The following is an 18,354-nucleotide window of genomic DNA, read 5'->3' as shown; positions in this document are numbered from 1 at the left end:
TTGCGGCTGCCATGCAGTCGCATGCATCTCAGGTTGGAGGGATGGTACATGACGGGTCGTGCAGCGTCGTTGATTGCAATCAACGTGACACAAAGCATTTCGCTTCCGTTCGGTGGGCGTCGATGCGCGTCCCCGCTATTCCGCCCATTCCCGATCGGCGGTAAAGGCAATCGTCAGCCAGCGATTGGCGCTCTCGTCTCCGATCGCATTGCCGATCTCGTCGCGCAGCGCGTCCCACTCTTCCACGGTCTTTGCAGGAAGCCCCTCGGGCACGATGAAATAGAGTTCGATCTGCTTTGCACGACCGACCTGTGCGACATAGGCACGGTGCGAGACGAAGCCGAGGCGGCAAACCGTGTCCGAGGCAATGCGATCGACATGTTCCTGGAGATCGACGGGGGCAATCAGCAGGATTTCGCTGAGCGCCTTCCAGACGGTGCCGACCGGTAGCGGGATCATCACAAGGCAGACGAGGGCCAGCACCGCCGGGTCCATATAGCTCGCAAGCCAAGCGGCTGATGTTTCCTGCACGGCCATGCCGATCAGAAACGCGACGAGCAGTGCAAATGCAATCGCGCCGGACATGATCCAGGCCTTGATATCAAGCGAGATGAAATCGGATCTGATACGGCGGTTCAGCCTGATACCGATGAGGGCCATGACAGCGCATACGAACATGGTCGCCGCGGAATAGGCGATCGCCACGCCGAATTGCAGTTCATAGCCGCCGTTCAGGATGCTGATGATTGCACCGATCAAGGCATAGACACCGACCATCATCAGCAGACAGCCATTGAGCAGGAGGACGATCGGCTCCAGGTGCCAGAAGCCCATGGTAAAACGGTTTCGGATTCTGCCCGACTGTGCGTCGCTCCGCGTCGATTGTATGATCAGGCTGGAAACCCAGAGCGCAAGCCCGGTCATCGCCGCATCGGCCAGCGAATAAACGCCGTCGAATGCGATGGAGAACGATCCGGAAAGAATACCGAAAACCACGCCGAGTGTAGCAACCATAACGGTCGCCGCGATCGAGATCCTGAGAAATCCCTGCTCGCCTAACATCATTGCCCCGCCTCCAACACCCTTCGTTCCAATCGTTTTATGCTGATCGTGAAGGTGAGACGAGGTGTGAAACGGGGCGGATCTGCTTTTCTATTGACGGCCGCAGTCGCGCGGCCGTCATCCGGCAGACGAGCAGGGGAAGGCCGCGCGGCTGCCTCACCCTGAAATTACACGACACAGATGCCGCTCATTTTGTGTAGAAGGTCATATTGCCGTTGCGTGCCCGCGAGACCCATTCGATGTCGTTTGCGGTAAGCTTCTTGGTCTTGAGCTGGGCTGTAAGCCATTTGTTCGCACGAATTGCGTCTCTGATGGCTTTGACATGTTCTTCACTCCCCTGCTTAGGGTGTGAGCCGGTCTCCGAAAATTCTGCCATCCTGTAGCTAACGATCGTGAACCGTCGGTCGTGATAAGTTCGCACCGCCTCGGGCAGATTCTCGCTCCAGTTCATTCTCCGATATTCGCGTCTGGTCTGCTGGGCCTCGACCGGGGCAATTCCGGCGGCGGCAGTGAACACGGCAAGTCCAATGATCATGGCCATCTTCATCGCTCTAACTCCCGAGAACTAAATGATGTTCGGTTGCGGAAGATAGCTCATGCGCCGGAGCCAGGCATTGAGTACGATCAATGGTGCTCAAACAGGATAGCAACCAGATTTTCCGAAAGCGCGACCCTGCAGGTCAACGCAACCGTTCAAGGCGGTCGCCCCACTACGCATTGAACCGGATTGCGGCGCCCATTCATTGAGTGGAAGATTGTCACCGAGAACCGATGTCCGAGGCGACATCGGTACCGGAAAGGGCGTCTCTCGGGAGGGGACCATGACAACCTCACCAAATGGCAAGAGCCTGGGACTTGCTGCCTGCACCGCCATCGTGGTGGGAAATATGGTGGGCTCGGGTTTCTATCTTTCCCCGGCCGCGGTCGCGCCCTACGGAAACCTGGCGATCATCGTCTGGATTATCATGGGCGCCGGCGCGATCTGCCTCGGCCTAACCTTCGCGCGGCTGGCGAGCCTGGTGCCTGCGGTCGGCGGTCCCTATGCCTATACGAGGCTCGCCTATGGTGATTTTGCCGGCTTTCTGATCGCCTGGGGATATTGGATTTCTATCTGGACATCGCTGCCGGTCATTGCGATCGCCTTCACCGGCGTGATGATCGACCTCTTCCCTGCCCTTGGCAATCGCCTCGCTGCGACCGTGGTGACACTTGGTGTGATCTGGGCGATCGTGCTCGTCAATCTTCGCGGCGTTCACGCGGCCGGCCTGTTCGCGCAGGTGACGACATACGCCAAGCTCCTCCCCTTCGGCGCTGTCGCGATTATCGGCCTCCTCTACATCGACACATCGCATTTCTCCGAATTCAATCCGAGTGGCCAGCCATTATTGCAGTCATTTGCAACGCTGGCGCCGCTGACGATGTTCGCCTATCTGGGATTGGAATCGGCGACCGTTCCTGCAGGCGATGTCGAAAATGCGGAACGAACCATTCCGCGATCGACCGTTCTCGGGATTTCGATCGCCGCCACGCTGTATGTGCTCGGCACCATCGTGGTGATGGGCCTCGTGCCCCGCGAAGAGCTCATTCACTCGGTCGCGCCTTTCTCTCAGGCCGCTGGGGTCATGTGGGGACGGTTCGGTGAATTGGTGATCTCGATCGCCGTGCTGGTCTCCTCGATCGGCGCACTGAACGGCTGGACCCTACTGATGGGACAGGTTCCAATGGCGGCTGCCCGCGACGGACTGTTTCCGCCGCTGTTTGCCCGGCTCTCCCAGCGTGGCGTGCCGGCATGGGGGATGGTCATCTCGGCCTCGTTTGCAACGATCCTGGTGCTCGTCCAGGCGTTTGGTTCAGAAGGTTTCGCCGCAGTCTATCGTCTGATGGTCGGGTTGAGCACGATGGCCGCCGTCGTTCCCTATGCCTTCTGTTCGCTTGCCAGAACTCTTGTTGCAGGCGCGAGGCTTGGGCGGATGCCAAGGGTCAGCGTGATCGAAGCCATCGCCTTCATCTTCGCAATCTTCACCCTTTACGGCTCCGGCGCCGAACCGGTGCTCTACGGTCTGGTACTCTTGATGCTCGGAATCCCCGTCTATGTCTGGCAAAAGCGAAACGCTACTGAAGCGACAGACAAAGCGTCAGCATCGGGTGCAGCAACGCGCCCGGCCGTGTCAGGATAGGGTGTCTTGAAGGATCAGTGCCAGCTCAGACCGTCGAAGCCGCCATCGATGATGGTACCGCGCTCGCCGCGCACCATTCCGGCAATATCGGCAAGCGAACCTATCGCCGCCGCCTTGCCGGTGGCACGGGCGAAATGGCAGGCTGCGTCCACCTTCGGCCCCATCGAGCCGGCCGGGAAGGAGAACGCCTTGAGATCATCGGGGCGGGCGCGATGGATCGCCTTCTGGGATGGCTTGCTCCAGTCGGTGTAGACGGCCTCGGCATCCGTCGCCATGATCAGCAGGTCGGCGTTGAGCTCGCGTGCCAGAAGCTCCGAGCAGAGATCCTTGTCGATCACGGCTTCGACGCCGATCAGCTTCCGATCGGCACCCTTTTCATACATGGTCGGTATGCCGCCACCGCCGGCACAGACGACGATCGTACGCTGTTCCAGGAGCCAGCGGACCGGACGGATCTCGAAGATGCGTTTCGGTGCCGGCGAGGCGACGACGCGACGCCATTTTTCGCCATCTTGCTTGAAGACCCAACCCTTTTCCGTGCGTATCCGGTCCGCCTCGGACTTGTCGTAGACCGGACCGACGAATTTGGTCGGGTTCTGAAAGCCGGGATCGTCGGCATCGACTTCGACCATGGTGAGGAGCGTCGCCAATGGCTGCTCGAACGGCAGGAGATTGCCGAGCTCCTGCTCCAGCATGTAGCCGATCATGCCTTCGGTCTCGGCGCCGAGAACATCGAGCGGATAGGCTTCCTCCGGTTTGTAGGCCGCCCCCTGAAGCGCGAGCAGCCCGACCTGCGGCCCGTTGCCGTGTGTTATGACAAGCTCGTGTTCCGCCGCCAGGGGCGCGATCGCCTGGGCCGCGGTGCGCGCATTTCGCCTCTGGGTATCGGCAGTCATGGGTTCCCCGCGCCGCAGAAGCGCATTGCCGCCCAGCGCAATGACTACACGCATGTCAGTCTCCCAAGGTAGCGACAAGCAGGGCCTTGATCGTGTGCAGGCGATTTTCCGCCTGCTCGAAGGCGACATTGGCCTCGGACTCGAAGACATCATTGGTAACTTCGAGACCGTTCTTCATGCCGTAGTCTTCGGCGATCTGCTTGCCGAGCGTGGTTTCGGTATCGTGGAATGCCGGCAGGCAATGCATGAATTTGGTCTGCGGATTGCCGGTCGCCTTCATCAGATCCTGATTGACCTGATAGGGGGTCAGCAGCTTGATGCGTTCGCGCCAGACATCCTTCGGCTCGCCCATCGAAACCCAGACATCCGTGTGGATGAAATCCACGTCCTTGACCGCTTCCCTCGGATCTTCGGTGACCAGAAGGCGCGCGCCGGACGCCTGCTGAAGATCTCTGGCGATCTTCATATATTCTTCCGATGGCCACAGCGATTTCGGACCGCAGATGCGCACATCCATGCCGAGCAGGCAGCCGACGATCAGCAGCGAATGCCCCATATTCGAACGCGTGTCGCCGACATAAGCATATTTGATCTGGGCGATCGGCTTGTCGCTATGTTCACGCATGGTCATCACGTCGGCAATCATCTGTGTCGGATGATATTCATCCGTCAGCCCGTTATAGACCGGCACCCCGGCATATCGCGCCAGCGTCTCGACACCATGTTGCGCAGAACCGCGATATTCGATCGCGTCATACATGCGGCCGAGTACCCGTGCCGTGTCCTTGAAGGATTCCTTGTGTCCGATCTGCGAGCCGGACGGATCGAGATAGGTCACGTTGGCGCCCTGGTCCGAGCATGCGACTTCGAACGCGCATCTCGTCCTCGTCGAGGTTTTCTCGAAGATCAGGCAGATCTCCTTGCCTTTCAGATGCTCCTGCTCGGTGCGCGCATATTTGGCCCGCTTGAGATCGCGGGCGAGATCAAGGAGATAGCGAAATTCTCGCGGGGTGTAATCCTGCACGGTCAGCAGCGAGCGATTGCGCAGATTGAAGCTCATGGTCTTGCTCCGTCGGTCTGTTTCGTGGGTGGAAACCTCAGTAAGCCGGGTCGCGCCAGATGGGACATGTCATGCAGTGCCCGCCACCACGCCCGCGGCCGAGTTCGGAGCCGCGAATGGTGATGACCTCGACGCCCGCCTTGCGCAGCAGTGTGTTTGTGTAGGTGTTGCGGTCGTAGGCAACGACGACGCCGGGCTCGAGCGCCACGACATTGTTGCCGTCGTCCCATTGTTCGCGTTCGGCCTGATAGGAGTTGCCGCCGGTCTCGACCGTGCGCAGCTTCGGCAGACCGAGCGCTTCGGCGACGACATCGAGCATCGGCGTATTTTCGGGATGGATCTCGAATGTGCCGTCATCGTCCTTGGGATGCATGCTGTAGCAGCGGATCTGGTCGACCACCTCGGCAAACAGCGTGACGACGTCGCGATCGCAGAAGCTGAAAACGGTATCGAGGTGCATGGCCGCACGGCTCTTCGGCATCAGGCAGCCGATCACCCGCTTTGCCGCCTTGCTTCTGAACAAGGCCTGCGCCACCTGGCCGACGGCCTGGTAGGTAGTGCGCTCGCCCATACCGATCAGCACCGTGCCGTTGCCGATCGGCATGACATCACCGCCCTCCATCGAGGCGTTGGCAAATTGGTTGTCGGAATCACCCCACCAGATCTGGAAATCGCCGCCTTGGAAGACCGGATGAAACTTGTAGATGGCGCGTTGGATCAGCGTCTCTGCCCGCCTCGCCGGCCAGAACATGGGATTGCAGGTCACGCCGTTATAAATCCAGCACGAGGGGTCGCGCTGAAACAGGGTGTTGGGGATCGGCGGGATGACGAAATCGCTTTCCGGCAAGGCGCTCAGCATCAACGCCTTCGCACTGACATCGGGCAGGTCGGAAATCGCGATGCCGCCGATCATGAAGGCGGCGAGTTGGGTGGCCGGCATTTCATCGAGCCACGGCCGCATCGCTTCGGCGATCTGCGAGCCGAGCACATTAGGCGTGATGCGCCGGTCGAGGATGAAATCACGCGCCTGTGTGTTGGAGAGCGCCTCGCCTAGCAGGTCGTGGAGTTCGAGAACCTCGACCCCTCTTTCCTGCATCTTCAGGACAAAATCGTAGTGATCCTTCTGGGCCTCATGCACCCAGAGGACATCGTCGAAAAGCAGGTCATGGCAGTTGGCAGGGGTCAGACGCTGATGAGCCAGGGAGGGTCGGCAGACCATGACGGTTCTCAGCTTGCCCACTTCGGAATGAACGCCGAAACCACGCATGCGGTCCTCCTTCCAATCCTCAGGACAGCGGTCGTACCGCCGGTCTCTGAACACGTTCAGCCTGTCTGGTAGCCTATTTGGACCGAGCCGCTGGTGTCATTGATTGCAGACAAGGTGCACCGCAGCATTTGCGGTTTTCCGGCTTTTCAGAAATCAGACATACGGTTCGCTCAATGAAGGTCGCACGCATCGCATCGCTGCATTTTCCAAGCACGCCAATGGGTTGGGTGAACCTCCAGCATCTCGCCGGTCAGCGCGTTGGCCCATCCGCCGGACAAGCGTTGGCAGGGAAAGATCAGGGCATGGATGCCTTCGTCGTCAATGACGGCGAGTTCGATATCCTCTTCGAACGGAGCTTCGACGACCAACCGCCACACCACCGAACCCTCCCCGACGATGCACGAGCATCGACCGGACAAGAGGCCCTTTTCGGCATGCCGGTCGCTCGGCCGGCTCGTTTCTGCTGCCGGCGTTCTGCGGATGTTGCATTCCGCTATGCCTGCCTTGACGCCGGCAATCGCGGGCTCCCTTTGCAGTAAACCCGTCGTATCCGGCATTTAATCATCCAATCTAGAAGGTCAGGTTGCCGTTTCGGGCACGCGTTAACCATTCGATCTGGTTGGGCGTCAATTTCCTAGCCTTCAATTGCTGAACAAGCCACGCATTGGAACGGATGGCCTTGCGGGTTTCCTAGGCACCAGCGATAGACGCAGCGGTCGCAATAGCGATAGCAAGGACAAACCTTCTCATCTTCCAGCTTCCTCAATAACGATACCCATTTCATCTGAGAGTAACGGAACCACGAGCCAAAGGCATTGAGCCGGATCAACGGAGATGAGGGCCAGCCAAAACGCCGGCTCGACGGCACCCACATCCGGTTGAGTAGAAAGAGCAATAGAGTCTACGCGATACTACACGGACCACTGCTGCAAAGGTGGTAAACTCGCTTCATTGTTGAGAGAGACAAGGCAGTCCAGGCACGAACAACTTCTCAAGGGGTGGAGGAGACAATCATGTCTACCAATACAGGGGCTCCACATGTTACCGAATACAGTTCGGCTGCCTTGAGCCTGACAGGACGTACCGCGGTCGCCGGGTCGCGGGTGGCGCGCCGTAAACCCTCGCCCGCTTCGCAAGATGAAGAGCACGGACCACCGACGGATTGGTTCCGGCAGCTCTATGAACACATGCCCGACGCCGTGTTTTTCATGGCCGACGACAACAGGATTTTTGCCTGCAACAGGGCTGCGGTCACCTTGTTCGGTTATCAAGAAGACGAGCTGCTCGGTCGCAAGATCGATTTTGTCTGGTCCGCAACGCCGGATGCGCAGCTCAATGGACGCTGGGCAGATCAGGGCGCCGTTCGTGCCGGCCTGGCAACGACGAGGAGTGGCGCCCAGTTTCCAACTGCGCTGACCATCATCCGGGAAGAGCGTGGGAAAAAGACCTTCACTGCGGCGATCTTCGAGGACTTCCGAAGCGAACGTCAGACGTTGTTGCAGGTTGAAGAGCTTCAATGTGAGCTCGCTCGCCTCGCAAGAATAGTGGCGCTCGGCGAAATGACCGCAACGCTGGCTCACGAGCTTTCCCAACCGCTAGCCTCGATCGCCGCCTATTCGGAGGGGTGCGGGCGCCTTATATCGAACGATCGTCAATGGCCCCGTGAGGCGCTTCGCGAAGCTCTGTCGGAAATTACCCAGCACGCCTCGTGGGCAGGCGTGATCGTCCAGAATATCCGGGAGTTTGCAAAGCGCGGCGCCGGCGAGAAAAGACCGGAATCGATGCACGCCTTGATTCAGGAAGCAGCGACACTCGCCTTCGCCGGATCGCAGAGGAAAGGCCATCATGCGGATCTGCGGCTTGAAGCGAAGCGGGACATTGTGGTCGCAGACCGCGTCCAGATCGTCCAGGTGCTGACAAACCTTCTTCGCAACGCCATCGAGGCGACCGACGCTATTGAACAGCCGGTTATCGCGATCGACACCGAAACTGATGATTTCGCCCATCTTGTTGTTGAGGTGTCCGACAATGGCTGCGGCATCGCGGTCGACATCGAAGAGGCGCTGTTTCGTCCCTTCGTGACGAGTAAACCACGCGGTCTCGGCATGGGCCTGGCCCTGTCCAAGCGTATCATTGAAGCCCATGGCGGCCGCATTAGCGCGCGCAAGGGAATACGGGACGGTTCGATCCTCTCGTTTTCGCTTCCGCTGGTGGAGAGCACAATCAATGGCAAACGACCTTACGATCCATCTCGTCGATGACGAGGAGTCGCTCAGGAGATCTCTGACATTCCTGCTGGTATCTGCAGGCTTTGCTGTTCGTGCGCACAGCTCGGCGAAGGCCTTTCTGGAACTGCTGCCCCTTTCAGGGCAAAGTTGCCTTGTCACGGACCTGAGCATGGCCGATATTGACGGCATCGAGTTGCTTCAGCGCTTGCACCGTTTCAGCATGGATGTGCCGGCGATTGTCATTACCGGCCAGGGCGATGTCGCAACTGCGGTTCGGCGATGAAGGCGGGGGCGTTCGACTTTCTCGAAAAACCGCTGAGGGAAGAGGCGCTCGTCGCAGCCATCAACGCTGCGACACGACAAGGGCGTGCCGGCAGAGTGATTGCCGACTACGAAACCGTTGCGGCGCGATTGCGCCAGCTCACCGATCGCGAGCATCAGGTGCTTTCCGGTGTACTCGATGGCTTTCAGAACAAGATGATCGCCTTTGATCTCGGCATCAGCGCCCGCACGGTGGAGGTTCACCGCGCCAATGTGATGGCAAAGATGGGTGCGCGCAATCTTGCGGAACTCATGCGGATGGCCATTACCATCGATGCTGCAACGCAATCGCGTGAAACCGCAAGAGCCGCATCAGTCGGAGGCACGTCAACCTATATTCGATGATTCCGAACCAAGTCTTGCAACCAAAGGATTGTTGGATATTATAAGTTAGACAAAGCTTAAATAATTGCGTGACCCGTCGTAGGGGCGATCATGAGGAGCGCAAAAATCCAAGCCTTCACTAACCTTGAGCCGACGGCTGACGAAATCTGCCGGCAGGTGGATCGTATTCTCACGAGCGTGGAATTTCATGCGCCAAAACGCGGACGGAATTTCCTGGAATTCGTGGTCAAGGAGACACTCGCCGGTCGATCGGATTTCCTGAAGGCATTTACAATAGCAAATGTGGTTTTTGGCCGGGAAGCATCGTTCGATCCGCAGAACGATCCGGTGGTACGGATCGAAGCTGGCCGAGTAAGAAAGGCGCTCGAGCGCTATTATCTCGTCGCAGGCCAGGCGGACGAGGTTGTTATAACAGTGCCCAAAGGCGGTTACGTCCCGCATTTTGAATATGCCCAGTATACATCAGCCCCGGCCGCACCCATGGCAGGCTCGCAAAAATCGCAGCCCGCAAACCCCGAAGAGCATCTGCATCATGAAACACGCGATGAACCCCGGCAGCCTGTTCCGAGCCTTCGGATTGCCATGGCAGCCGCTCTTGCTCTCCTCGGCGTTATCATAGCCTTTGCACTGTCTGCTCAATGGATTTCACCGCCGCCAGTAATCTCCAAGCCAAAGGTGATCGTTGAATTCTTTGCCGAGAACGGGTCAGCCGACGCTAATTCGGACATTGCTCGTGGCCTGAGGGATGAGGTTATCGGTCAGCTTGCCCTATTCGATGACATCATCGTCGTGGCTGACCCAACGCGAAGCGATCGTGCAGCCAATGCCACCTATGCGCTCCAGAGCAGTGTCCAGCTCGACAGAAGCAGGCTGCGCACGGCTGCCAGATTGGTGCGCCAATCAGATGGCACCGTTATCTGGGCCGATAATTTCGACGCGGACCTTCAAGCGCAGAATAAGCTTGCCATACAAGGCAGTATCGCCCGGCAAATCACCAATGCGATCGCACAGCCCAACGGCGCCATCTTTCAACCAGACACGGAGACGACCGCTCGGCTGAGACGCCAAGACAACACCTGCACGCTCGCATATTACAGCTATCGACAGAACATGACTGTTCAAACTCAAAGTGCGGCACGCCGATGCCTAGAGCAGGCGACTGAGAATTTTCCCGACAACGCCGAATCCTGGGCCCTGTTGTCCCTCGTCTACCTTGATGAAATGCGCTTTCGCTACAAGCTCGGCACGTCATCTCCCGCGCAATCGCTCGACCAGGCAACCGCCGCGATCGAGCGGGCGACGTCACTTGCGCCCGGCAATCCCCATGTTCTGCAGGCCCTCATGATGGTGAGCTTCTATCGGGGCGATATCGATGGGGCTCTGAAGGCGGGAACGGCAGCCTATGCTGCAAATCCCAATGATGTGGAAGTAGCAGGCGAATATGGCCTCCGGCTGGCAATGTCGGGGAAATGGCAATCCGGCTGCGAGCTTTTGTCGATTGCCATCAGTAAAGGCGTTGGCCCCAAAGGTTACTACGAAATCGGCATGGCGCTTTGTGCATTCATGAAGGGGGATGTCGAAGAGGCAGAACAGTGGGCGCGAAGGTCCGATCTCGACTCCAACCCCATGCATCATCTCGTATTGATGTCCATTCTCGGCGCGGCTGGAAAGCTGGATGAAGCCGGCCTGGAGGAGGCCTGGCTGAATATTCACGCGCCGTCGGTGATGGCCAATGTTCGCGAGGAACTGGCGCTCCGACTGCAACGGCCCGAAGATCAGGAACGGTTCCTGAGCGGGCTGCATGCTGCGGGACTGCCCCTCGAACGCCTATCGGCAAGATAGGGAGTTTATGGATCGGAGCCCGGATCAGCCAGCCTGGGGCTGTTTGAAATTTCCATCGCGATTTGCGCGGCAATCTCGTCCTCAAGGTCGAGCACGGCATGACCGCGCAGATCACGGTCATATTGATTTGCCCAGATGACCGTCCCGTCAGCGCCGTTTATCAGCCGGACATGCAAATGCAGACCCGTGCCCTCGACAAGCGCGCTTCCCTGCAGGTTGAACGACGGACCGCTCGTCTCCACGCTGATCCGGTCCGGTGCAAGCACGACGAAATTCTTCACCTTCATGAGCTTCGCAATCAACTGATCGGCCAGCCCCCTGGCAAAATCCATCTCCGATGGAGCACTGCCGAGAGCCGCGAAGGGTTCCACAACGATCCTGATCTCGCTGTTCAGCGATGATACGGCGGGCGAACGCTCCGCTGGTGGTGAAAGATAGGCTTCAAGCGGCCGAATGAGAGCCAGAATTGCCATCACGCCAAACAACGCGGGCACGCCGATCGGCACCAGAAGATCCCGCCAGGTTACTGGCTGCACCGGGTTACCCGGCTTATTTCCGCGCGTGCGCGAACCGGTCGTCTCCCCGGCTCCCGAGATATCGACAGCACTTGAAAATAGCGGCGCATAGCCTCCCTTGGGAACGGCAATCCGGATCGGGTCACCTCTTCCACTAACAAGATAATAACGTTCGAGTGCGCGGCGGATACGCCCCGCCTCGATACGGACGACCGGATCATTCTGGGCGTCGAATGAGGCATCACGCCCGAAAACCGCCTGTGCAATCGTATAGGCCTTGAGCTGTTCGCCGCGCCCTTCCAACGCTTCCTCGACGATATATTGCAGGAAGCGGCGGCCACGCTCGGGAACGTGGAACTCTGCACTGGCAAGTATACGGTCAAGCTGCGCACGCACGCCGTCAGTGTCTTGAGGTGCGCGGCTGTCCCCTCCCTCATCCCGTGCCATCGAGACCTCCCGCGATATCTGCATATCGCTCTCAAAAGGAGCAATAGCCTTATACACCTGTCGACCGTCTTAGGCTTCCGTAGCAATACGTAAGGGGTATCTCGAATACCGAGGCCCGCGGGGAGCGTCTATGCTGCGAGGCGGATGGGGGCAACGCATATGCTTCAAGACAACGCGATCGTTAAGCACATGGCCGTTCCTGGCCAACACTATGGAGCGGCGGAATCGGCCAAGGACCATACAATCCGACTCAAGGCCGACGAGACGATTTATAGTGAAGGTGAATATGCATTTGCGATCTATCAGGTCGAAGCGGGCGCGGTGCGGATCTACCGGCTGACGCCAAGCGGGCAGCGATATATCCTGTCCTTTTGCGGCAAGGGCGAGTGGTTCGGCCTGGAAACGGGCAATGTGCGAACTGATTTCGCAGAGGCCGTCTGCGACGCCCGCATCACCCCCTTTCGTGCCAATCGGAACGCAGTCGTTCCTGTAGACCTTCTCAACATTGCCCTGACGAACCTCGCGAAGGCACAGCACAAACAACTCGTTATCACCGAGCAGAGCGCTCTGAAGCGGGTTGCGGCTTTTGTCCATGAAATGGCCGATGGGCATCCGGGGGATTGTGAATTCGACATGATGATGTCGCGTAGCGATATCGCGGACTATCTCGGAATAACGGTCGAGACTGTTGCCCGCTGCTTCACGAAACTCCGCGAAAAACGCATCCTTTGTCTGAAGGGCAGACTGCAACGCGTCGTTCGCCTCCTTGACCGCGATGCACTCATCAGCCTGACGATCTAGCGGGAGAGCATTCAGGAGGATCAATCTTTCAAAAGGGACTGAACAATGACGCACGCATCTCCCCGAAAACTAGACGCATTGGGCAAAATGCTTTCCGCAAGCCTGATATCGTTGGCAGCCTTCTCGGTCACGGCCGTTCAGGCGCAAGACAATCCGTTCGATCAGTTTCCTTTGATTATCCAATGCAAGTACCGCGAAACCTATCACGCTTTTTACCTATCGCGTGTGTCCATGGATGGCGTGGCCACCTATACGGCTTCTGACCGGATCGCCGGCACCATCACGATTGACGGTAGGGCAAAGGCAACGGGCGTTGAAGGCGGAGGGAGTTGCGTCGGCAAAACCTTGGTAGAGCTTCGCGCGGCGCACCAAGCCTACGATTTGAAACGCTAGAGCATTGGATTGAAAGCAGAATTGAGAGATTCCGTTTTTCTAACTTCTATGATTCATCCTACGAGGCGGTGGATCAATCGCCGGCCTCGCCCGGATTGGCGATTGTCCGGATGCCGAAAGCCGTATCTCCAAACGCAAAAAACCCTCCTTGGTTGGAGGGCTTTTTCGTATTGTTTTGCTTTTGGCTTTGTCTTGGGAATGTTGGTTGCGGGGGCCTGATGGCATGGAGACTTGTGAATTTCAGAGCTTCGCCGGCTGAGGGGAATGATTTCTGCTTTGAGCCGGTAGCACCTTTTCCTTTTGGAAGGTTTGTTTGGAGCCGAGAGCGGACGTAATTTACCTCTCTGATCCGCACTCGATCTGGCGGAAGGCTGACGATTGCGCCACCGATTGTTTCACCGAACTGCTCGCTCCCCCGCGTAGGCCATGGAAAGTCACCGATGACCTATCTCGGAATTGGTCACTCTCTCCGCCTTCCTCCCTGTGTCTTTCGGCCGCTGCGCCCATCAGCTTCGCAAATGACGCTATTCAAGACCCTCGTCCCGATGACGATCCCGCTGGGTCTCTGATTGCCGTTCGTCCGCGATCACTTTCGCAAGGCGCTTCCTTTCCTCCACAATAAACCCGATGGCTGCTTGGTCGTCCCCAAGATCCAGCTCCTCTATCATGCGCGCACGAGGAGCATCTCATGGCCATACGGGCTTTCATTGCCTGAAGTGGACGGCAAGCTCGGTCTCACAAATCGACATCAGAACTCCCGGAATGGCTTATGGCTCATCATCGACGTCGATCGTATCCCGATACGCACGTTTGCAGACGCCCGAAATTTGTTCGCTGCAAGGCACCGACGGCTGCGGAGCATAAGCCGCCTATCCAAGACCGAATAACGATTGTCGCTGAGCCGTGCACCACCGCCGCGCCGGAACAATGCCGCTATCCTCCCGGTGCTGACCTCGGCAATGCCGTGGATACCCTGTTGGGCACCTAATGCGATAGCTTTGATACCTGCGCAGCGACCTCCGCCCGGTTGGAGCACTCAAGTTTGGCAAGGCAACTTCCCACATGCGTCCTCACGGTGGCGAAGCCGATGCCGAGGACACGGGCGATATCTTTGTCTGAACAGCCCCGCGCGACCAGAAGCGCCACATCTCTTTCCCGGTCGGTGAGCATGTCGAGACTGACAGCCGGAACCAGCGATAATGCCCGGCGGATGAATGGCGCGAGAATGGTCAAAAGGTCAATTTCGCGGTCACTGAAATCGGGCCGGCTGCCGTATCGCCACACCCTGAGATCGGCCAACTCGCGGCCATTGGCCTGCATGAACAAGTTGACGCCATGCTGCATGCCATCACGGGCAAGGAAGTCATTATAGAATTCAGTCTTGCTCAGATCCCGCCTGGAAATGACTTCCTCGACATGGGCCGCCCTTCTCAGGCCCCGGAGCTTGTCCGTCATCGGATCGCGATACTGGAACCACTTGCGGTATCGGGCCACGTTTTCCGGGTCCTGGTTGATGATGAACGCGTTGCCGTAGGAGTTCGAACGCCCGTTCCATTCGAAGGAAGCCAGGACATCGGCCCTGAGCAGCTTCAAAATGTCGGGGAATACCTCTTCACGCACGTCGAAGTTAAGATTGCCGCTGGAAAGCGCGCCGATAACGTTGGCGAATATTCGCGTCTCCTGCCCTGACATGTCGTAGATATGACCCGTCATTCCAGCTCTCTTGTTCAGTATTGAGGCCCCTGGCAGTTAACCAAATAATGGGCCAGCGCGCAAGGACGCGCTGGCTCCCCTCCCCTCCACGGCCCGTAAACTCATCGGTCAAAGATGAGAAATCCAGACGTCCAGCACCGCGCAACGCTTCTGCGTCCGCACAACGTCCAGCGCCTCTCTGATTGCTTCGCGAACCTCCGAGGGATTTCGAATTTGCTTGGCATGCGCGCCGCCTGCGGCCGCGGCGATGCCCGCATAATCCGGTGGAGGATCGAACGACACGTCGATCGAATTGGCCTTTGCGGCGAAGCCGTCAGGATGAACCGCCAAGGTCGAAAGCTTTGGCGACTTCCAGCCCCGGTTGTTGAAGACGATCTGGAGAAACGGTGTTTGATAACGCGCCGCCATCCAGTGCACCGATGACGGGACGCTGAACATATAGGAGCCATCCCCGCATAGGGCGACGACAGTTTTCTCAGGGCTGGCGAGCTTCACGCCGATCGCAGCACCGCCGTTGTAACCGAGCGATCCGCCGCCGCTCGTGAAGACTGTAAGCGGATCGCTCCGCCTCAGGTGGTTGAAGACCGTGTGATAGTTGGAAATGCCCTCGTTGACGAAAAGCGCGTCGTCACCGATTTCTTCGCGCAGGCAGGCCACCGCGAATTCCGAGGTGATCACGCCGTCCTCAGGCTCCTTTTCCAATGTGGCCAGTTCTCCGGCGCGCGCGTCATGAAGTATGCGCCAGTGGTCCACCCGTCCGGCGAGATCATCCGGCTCTATCGGATTATCCGCGAGCCATTCGTTGAGTTCCGACAGGGCGGTGGCGGCATCCGCCTGCCAGGATGCCGTTGCATCGATGTGCCATAGCGGCATCTGCGTCTTCAGCGGATCGACATCGATGTGGAAAATAGGAACATCAGGAGCGGGCCTGTTGTGTACCGGAATCCAAGGCACGTCGCTGTCGATCACGAGGACGAGGTCGGCGGAGGCCAGCGCCTTGTTCTGCCAGGGATGATTCCAGTGGTTGCCCTGATACATCGGGTTTGAATGCGGGAAGTTCAGCCAGGTCGGAACGGATTCTAGAACGCCGGCTCCCGCCCTGCGGCTGAATTCCACCAAGGCGTTGAACGCCGCTTCGTTGCGGCCGAGATAGGTCGTCACGACAAGCGGCCGGCGCGCCTTCCGCAAAGCCTCCCCGAGCATGGCCACAGACTGTTTCGTCAGCCCCGCAGCCTGGACAGGCTGCCACATCGGAACCGAAGGTTTGGGAGGAACTTCCTGCTCCATCACCTCGCGCGCGCCCATCAAGTAGACCGGACCTTTCGGGTCCGAGTATGCGAACTGGAGCGCGCGGTTGACGATATCCTTGACGTTGAGACCCGTCCGCAGCTCGTTATCGTATTTCGTATATCCCCGAACGATGCCGCGCTGATCATGGACATCTTGAATCCATTGAATGAATTCATTGCGCGACCCCTTCAGTTCCCCGTCCTGGGTGAACGGAGATGCACCGGCGAAGATCATCATGGGCGCGCGCCCCTTGGCAGCGTTGTGGACCGCGCCGGCAAGCGCCTGGGTTCCGCATTCCACATGAACCACCACCGCCTGCGCCACGCCGCTCGCCTGCCAGAACCCGTGTGCGGCGCTCATGCCCACCATTTCATTCGGGCAGGTAATGACCTCGGGTATCGGCCTGCCGTTTGCCCGAGCCTCGGCGATTGCCTCGACAAGCGCGGGGTGATCGCTCCCGAAATTCGCAAAGATGTAAGACACTTTCGCGTCGGTCAGTGCGTCCAACAGGGCGCTGCTCGCCGTGTACATCGACGGTTCCTTCCTTAGAGATATCGGGATTTCAGTGCTGGAAATTGCTCTTCCAGGCAGATGGCCACATCGAGGAGCAGCCGATCTGCACCCGCGGCGGCATCGAAGGCCAGGCCGACGGGAAGGTTCGTGTCCGTCAATCCGACAGGTATCGTGATTCCGGGAATACCCGCGTTGCTTCCGACGTCGGTATTGTGAATGGTCGTCGGAAAAAGGGGCTGCTCTTGCCCGTTCAAGACGACCGTCGCGTCGTCCCCGATCAGGGGAGGCGCAATCAGCGCAGTCGGAAAGGCGAGCACATCAAGCGAGTTATCGCGGAATATACGGCGGTACTCCTCCTGCAATGCTGGGCGGTGGATATTGACGGCCTCTGCGTATCGCTCCCGTCCTACCGCGGTTTCGCTTTTCAGTTGATCCAGCAGGATCGACCTTACATCAGCCGCCGCCACCGACTGAGCGACGGTCTCATAAGAGTTCCCAACCCCATGGGCCTCGAGAAATCCTTCCAGGGTGACCTTGCCTTCGAAGAACGCAATGATCGTCGTCGAGGCCATGTGATGATCGAGCAGCCGCCGCGCATCGATCTTTTCCAGAATGGCGCCCATCGACTTCAGGCGGTCGAGCGCATCGCTGCATACCCTGAAGACGCTCGGATCCGCCAGGTCCCAGAAGAAGTCGTCCGGAACTCCTATTCTCAATCCCTGGATCATCGAAGACTTCGACACTTCGGAATGTCCGACGATGACGCTGTCCAGCAGCGCAAGGTCGGATGGCGTACGGGCGATCGGGCCGGGTGTGTCGCGGGTACTCGATATCGGAACTATTCCTGCCTTCGGCCAGCGGCCGGGGCTTGGCCTGTAGCTCCAGAGACCGCAGAACGCGGCGGGGATACGGACGGAGCCGCCCGTGTCCGTGCCAATGCTTGCAGGGACCATCCGATGAGCGACAGCGCATGCGCTGCCGCCGCTCGAGCCCCCGCAGACGTGGTCGGGGTTGAATGGATTTCTGGAAGGACCGAAGAGAGCGTTATTGGTCGTGGCCCCATATGCAAGTTCGTGCATATTGTTCTTGCCGAAGGCTATGGCTCCTGCCTGCCTCAATTTCGCCGCCACGGGAGCATCGTCCTGCGGTCGGAAATGCCGCATTCCCGCCGTGCCCGCGGTCGTCGCGTAGCCTTTCACGTTGATATTGTCTTTGAACGCGATCGGAACTCCATGGAGCGGGCCTTTGGAACGGCCGGCTGCCAAGTCCCGATCTGCTTGTTCTGCATCCGCCCGCACAGAAGACGCATCGAAGCCTGTGAATGCGTTGGCATCGGAGAGTTTGTCCACCTGGTCGATGAGAGCATCGGCGATCTCGACCGCATGCAGCGTTCGGGAAGAAACAAGGGAGGCCAACTCGGAGCAACTCAATTCGGATATGTTCATCTTCGTCCTCTCGGTCGCGACTATTCTGGAAGGGGCCTG

15 protein-coding genes and 1 pseudogene are annotated in these 18,354 nt (G+C 58.6%); 7 read left to right on the top strand and 9 right to left on the bottom strand.

The window, feature by feature from the left end; genetic code table 11:
• Nucleotides 1-135 precede the first annotated feature (135 nt).
• Together EFQ99_RS23180 and EFQ99_RS23175 are read right to left on the bottom strand one after the other, a co-directional pair.
• Nucleotides 136-1,062: a cation diffusion facilitator family transporter gene (locus EFQ99_RS23180; RefSeq protein ID WP_126923803.1), complete on the bottom strand. Its 927-nt coding sequence runs from the start codon at nt 1,060-1,062 to the stop codon at nt 136-138.
• 187 nt (nt 1,063-1,249) lie between these two features.
• Nucleotides 1,250-1,609, bottom strand: coding sequence for a hypothetical protein (locus EFQ99_RS23175; protein WP_245441564.1), 360 nt, complete (start codon nt 1,607-1,609; stop codon nt 1,250-1,252).
• Nucleotides 1,610-1,883: 274 nt separating this feature from the next.
• Between EFQ99_RS23175 and EFQ99_RS23170 the strand changes: the two genes are divergently transcribed.
• On the top strand, nt 1,884-3,239 hold the full coding sequence (locus EFQ99_RS23170; protein ID WP_126923561.1) for an amino acid permease: 1,356 nt from the start codon (nt 1,884-1,886) through the stop codon (nt 3,237-3,239).
• A gap of 14 nt (nt 3,240-3,253) precedes the next feature.
• Here EFQ99_RS23170 and arcC read toward each other — a convergent pair whose 3' ends face one another.
• The 3 genes from arcC to arcA are packed head-to-tail and all read right to left on the bottom strand — an operon-like array spanning nt 3,254 to nt 6,462.
• Nucleotides 3,254-4,189, bottom strand: coding sequence for a carbamate kinase (arcC, locus tag EFQ99_RS23165; protein WP_126923560.1), 936 nt, complete (start codon nt 4,187-4,189; stop codon nt 3,254-3,256).
• A gap of 1 nt (nt 4,190) precedes the next feature.
• A complete protein-coding gene (locus EFQ99_RS23160; RefSeq protein ID WP_126923559.1) occupies nt 4,191-5,195 on the bottom strand; it encodes an ornithine carbamoyltransferase in 1,005 nt (334 codons plus the stop codon).
• A gap of 37 nt (nt 5,196-5,232) precedes the next feature.
• Nucleotides 5,233-6,462: an arginine deiminase gene (arcA, locus tag EFQ99_RS23155; protein WP_126923558.1), complete on the bottom strand. Its 1,230-nt coding sequence runs from the start codon at nt 6,460-6,462 to the stop codon at nt 5,233-5,235.
• A 173-nt stretch (nt 6,463-6,635) separates the two neighbouring features.
• On the opposite strand from arcA, the gene EFQ99_RS36165 reads away from it, so the two are divergent.
• The 4 genes and pseudogenes from EFQ99_RS36165 to EFQ99_RS23130 all read left to right on the top strand — a co-directional run bounded on the left by EFQ99_RS36165 (nt 6,636) and on the right by EFQ99_RS23130 (nt 11,198).
• Entirely contained in the window at nt 6,636-7,001 is a 366-nt protein-coding gene (locus tag EFQ99_RS36165) for a hypothetical protein (RefSeq protein ID WP_164736428.1), read from the top strand.
• A gap of 525 nt (nt 7,002-7,526) precedes the next feature.
• A complete protein-coding gene (locus EFQ99_RS23140; protein WP_245441563.1) occupies nt 7,527-8,723 on the top strand; it encodes a sensor histidine kinase in 1,197 nt (398 codons plus the stop codon).
• A pseudogene (locus tag EFQ99_RS23135) lies at nt 8,689-9,356 on the top strand (response regulator transcription factor). Before EFQ99_RS23140 ends, EFQ99_RS23135 begins: the two are co-directional and overlap by 35 nt.
• A gap of 90 nt (nt 9,357-9,446) precedes the next feature.
• Nucleotides 9,447-11,198, top strand: a complete 1,752-nt coding sequence (locus tag EFQ99_RS23130) for a hypothetical protein (RefSeq protein ID WP_126923557.1) — start codon at nt 9,447-9,449, stop codon at nt 11,196-11,198.
• A 5-nt stretch (nt 11,199-11,203) separates the two neighbouring features.
• Here the strand turns inward: EFQ99_RS23130 and EFQ99_RS23125 are convergent, their stop codons facing one another.
• Nucleotides 11,204-12,160: a hypothetical protein gene (locus EFQ99_RS23125; RefSeq protein ID WP_126923556.1), complete on the bottom strand. Its 957-nt coding sequence runs from the start codon at nt 12,158-12,160 to the stop codon at nt 11,204-11,206.
• Nucleotides 12,161-12,319: 159 nt separating this feature from the next.
• Here EFQ99_RS23125 and EFQ99_RS23120 point away from each other — a divergent pair, with 159 nt between their 5' ends.
• Nucleotides 12,320-12,961: a helix-turn-helix domain-containing protein gene (locus EFQ99_RS23120; protein WP_208722808.1), complete on the top strand. Its 642-nt coding sequence runs from the start codon at nt 12,320-12,322 to the stop codon at nt 12,959-12,961.
• A 45-nt stretch (nt 12,962-13,006) separates the two neighbouring features.
• Complete coding sequence (locus EFQ99_RS23115) at nt 13,007-13,354, top strand: hypothetical protein (protein WP_164736427.1); 348 nt, start codon at nt 13,007-13,009, stop codon at nt 13,352-13,354.
• Between the two features lie 984 nt (nt 13,355-14,338).
• Here EFQ99_RS23115 and EFQ99_RS23110 read toward each other — a convergent pair.
• The 3 genes from EFQ99_RS23110 to iaaH form a co-directional block, all read right to left on the bottom strand.
• On the bottom strand, nt 14,339-15,067 hold the full coding sequence (locus EFQ99_RS23110; protein WP_126923554.1) for a response regulator transcription factor: 729 nt from the start codon (nt 15,065-15,067) through the stop codon (nt 14,339-14,341).
• A 108-nt stretch (nt 15,068-15,175) separates the two neighbouring features.
• Nucleotides 15,176-16,888: a thiamine pyrophosphate-requiring protein gene (locus EFQ99_RS23105; RefSeq protein ID WP_126923553.1), complete on the bottom strand. Its 1,713-nt coding sequence runs from the start codon at nt 16,886-16,888 to the stop codon at nt 15,176-15,178.
• Nucleotides 16,889-16,902: 14 nt separating this feature from the next.
• Entirely contained in the window at nt 16,903-18,315 is a 1,413-nt protein-coding gene (iaaH, locus tag EFQ99_RS23100; protein ID WP_126923552.1) for an indoleacetamide hydrolase, read from the bottom strand.
• Nucleotides 18,316-18,354 lie beyond the last annotated feature (39 nt).

The sequence above is a fragment of the Rhizobium vallis genome (assembly GCF_003985155.1).
GTDB classification, from domain to species: Bacteria; Pseudomonadota; Alphaproteobacteria; order Rhizobiales; family Rhizobiaceae; genus Rhizobium; species Rhizobium vallis.
The sequence above is the reverse complement of the archived record's forward strand: the minus strand, read 5'-3'. Positions and strand labels throughout refer to the sequence as shown.

Excerpts from the sequence above, each read along its gene's own strand:
- EFQ99_RS36165 (WP_164736428.1), top strand. The coding sequence starts at position 6,636 with ATGAAGGTCGCACGCATCGCATCGCTGCATTTTCCAAGCACGCCAATG.
- EFQ99_RS23125 (WP_126923556.1), bottom strand. The coding sequence starts at position 12,160 with ATGGCACGGGATGAGGGAGGGGACAGCCGCGCACCTCAAGACACTGAC.
- arcA (WP_126923558.1), bottom strand. The coding sequence starts at position 6,462 with ATGCGTGGTTTCGGCGTTCATTCCGAAGTGGGCAAGCTGAGAACCGTC.
- EFQ99_RS23115 (WP_164736427.1), top strand. The coding sequence starts at position 13,007 with ATGACGCACGCATCTCCCCGAAAACTAGACGCATTGGGCAAAATGCTT.
- EFQ99_RS23130 (WP_126923557.1), top strand. The coding sequence starts at position 9,447 with ATGAGGAGCGCAAAAATCCAAGCCTTCACTAACCTTGAGCCGACGGCT.
- EFQ99_RS23120 (WP_208722808.1), top strand. The coding sequence starts at position 12,320 with ATGCTTCAAGACAACGCGATCGTTAAGCACATGGCCGTTCCTGGCCAA.
- EFQ99_RS23180 (WP_126923803.1), bottom strand. The coding sequence starts at position 1,062 with ATGTTAGGCGAGCAGGGATTTCTCAGGATCTCGATCGCGGCGACCGTT.
- EFQ99_RS23170 (WP_126923561.1), top strand. The coding sequence starts at position 1,884 with ATGACAACCTCACCAAATGGCAAGAGCCTGGGACTTGCTGCCTGCACC.
- EFQ99_RS23105 (WP_126923553.1), bottom strand. The coding sequence starts at position 16,888 with ATGTACACGGCGAGCAGCGCCCTGTTGGACGCACTGACCGACGCGAAA.
- EFQ99_RS23175 (WP_245441564.1), bottom strand. The coding sequence starts at position 1,609 with ATGAAGATGGCCATGATCATTGGACTTGCCGTGTTCACTGCCGCCGCC.
- iaaH (WP_126923552.1), bottom strand. The coding sequence starts at position 18,315 with ATGAACATATCCGAATTGAGTTGCTCCGAGTTGGCCTCCCTTGTTTCT.
- EFQ99_RS23110 (WP_126923554.1), bottom strand. The coding sequence starts at position 15,067 with ATGACGGGTCATATCTACGACATGTCAGGGCAGGAGACGCGAATATTC.
- arcC (WP_126923560.1), bottom strand. The coding sequence starts at position 4,189 with ATGCGTGTAGTCATTGCGCTGGGCGGCAATGCGCTTCTGCGGCGCGGG.
- EFQ99_RS23160 (WP_126923559.1), bottom strand. The coding sequence starts at position 5,195 with ATGAGCTTCAATCTGCGCAATCGCTCGCTGCTGACCGTGCAGGATTAC.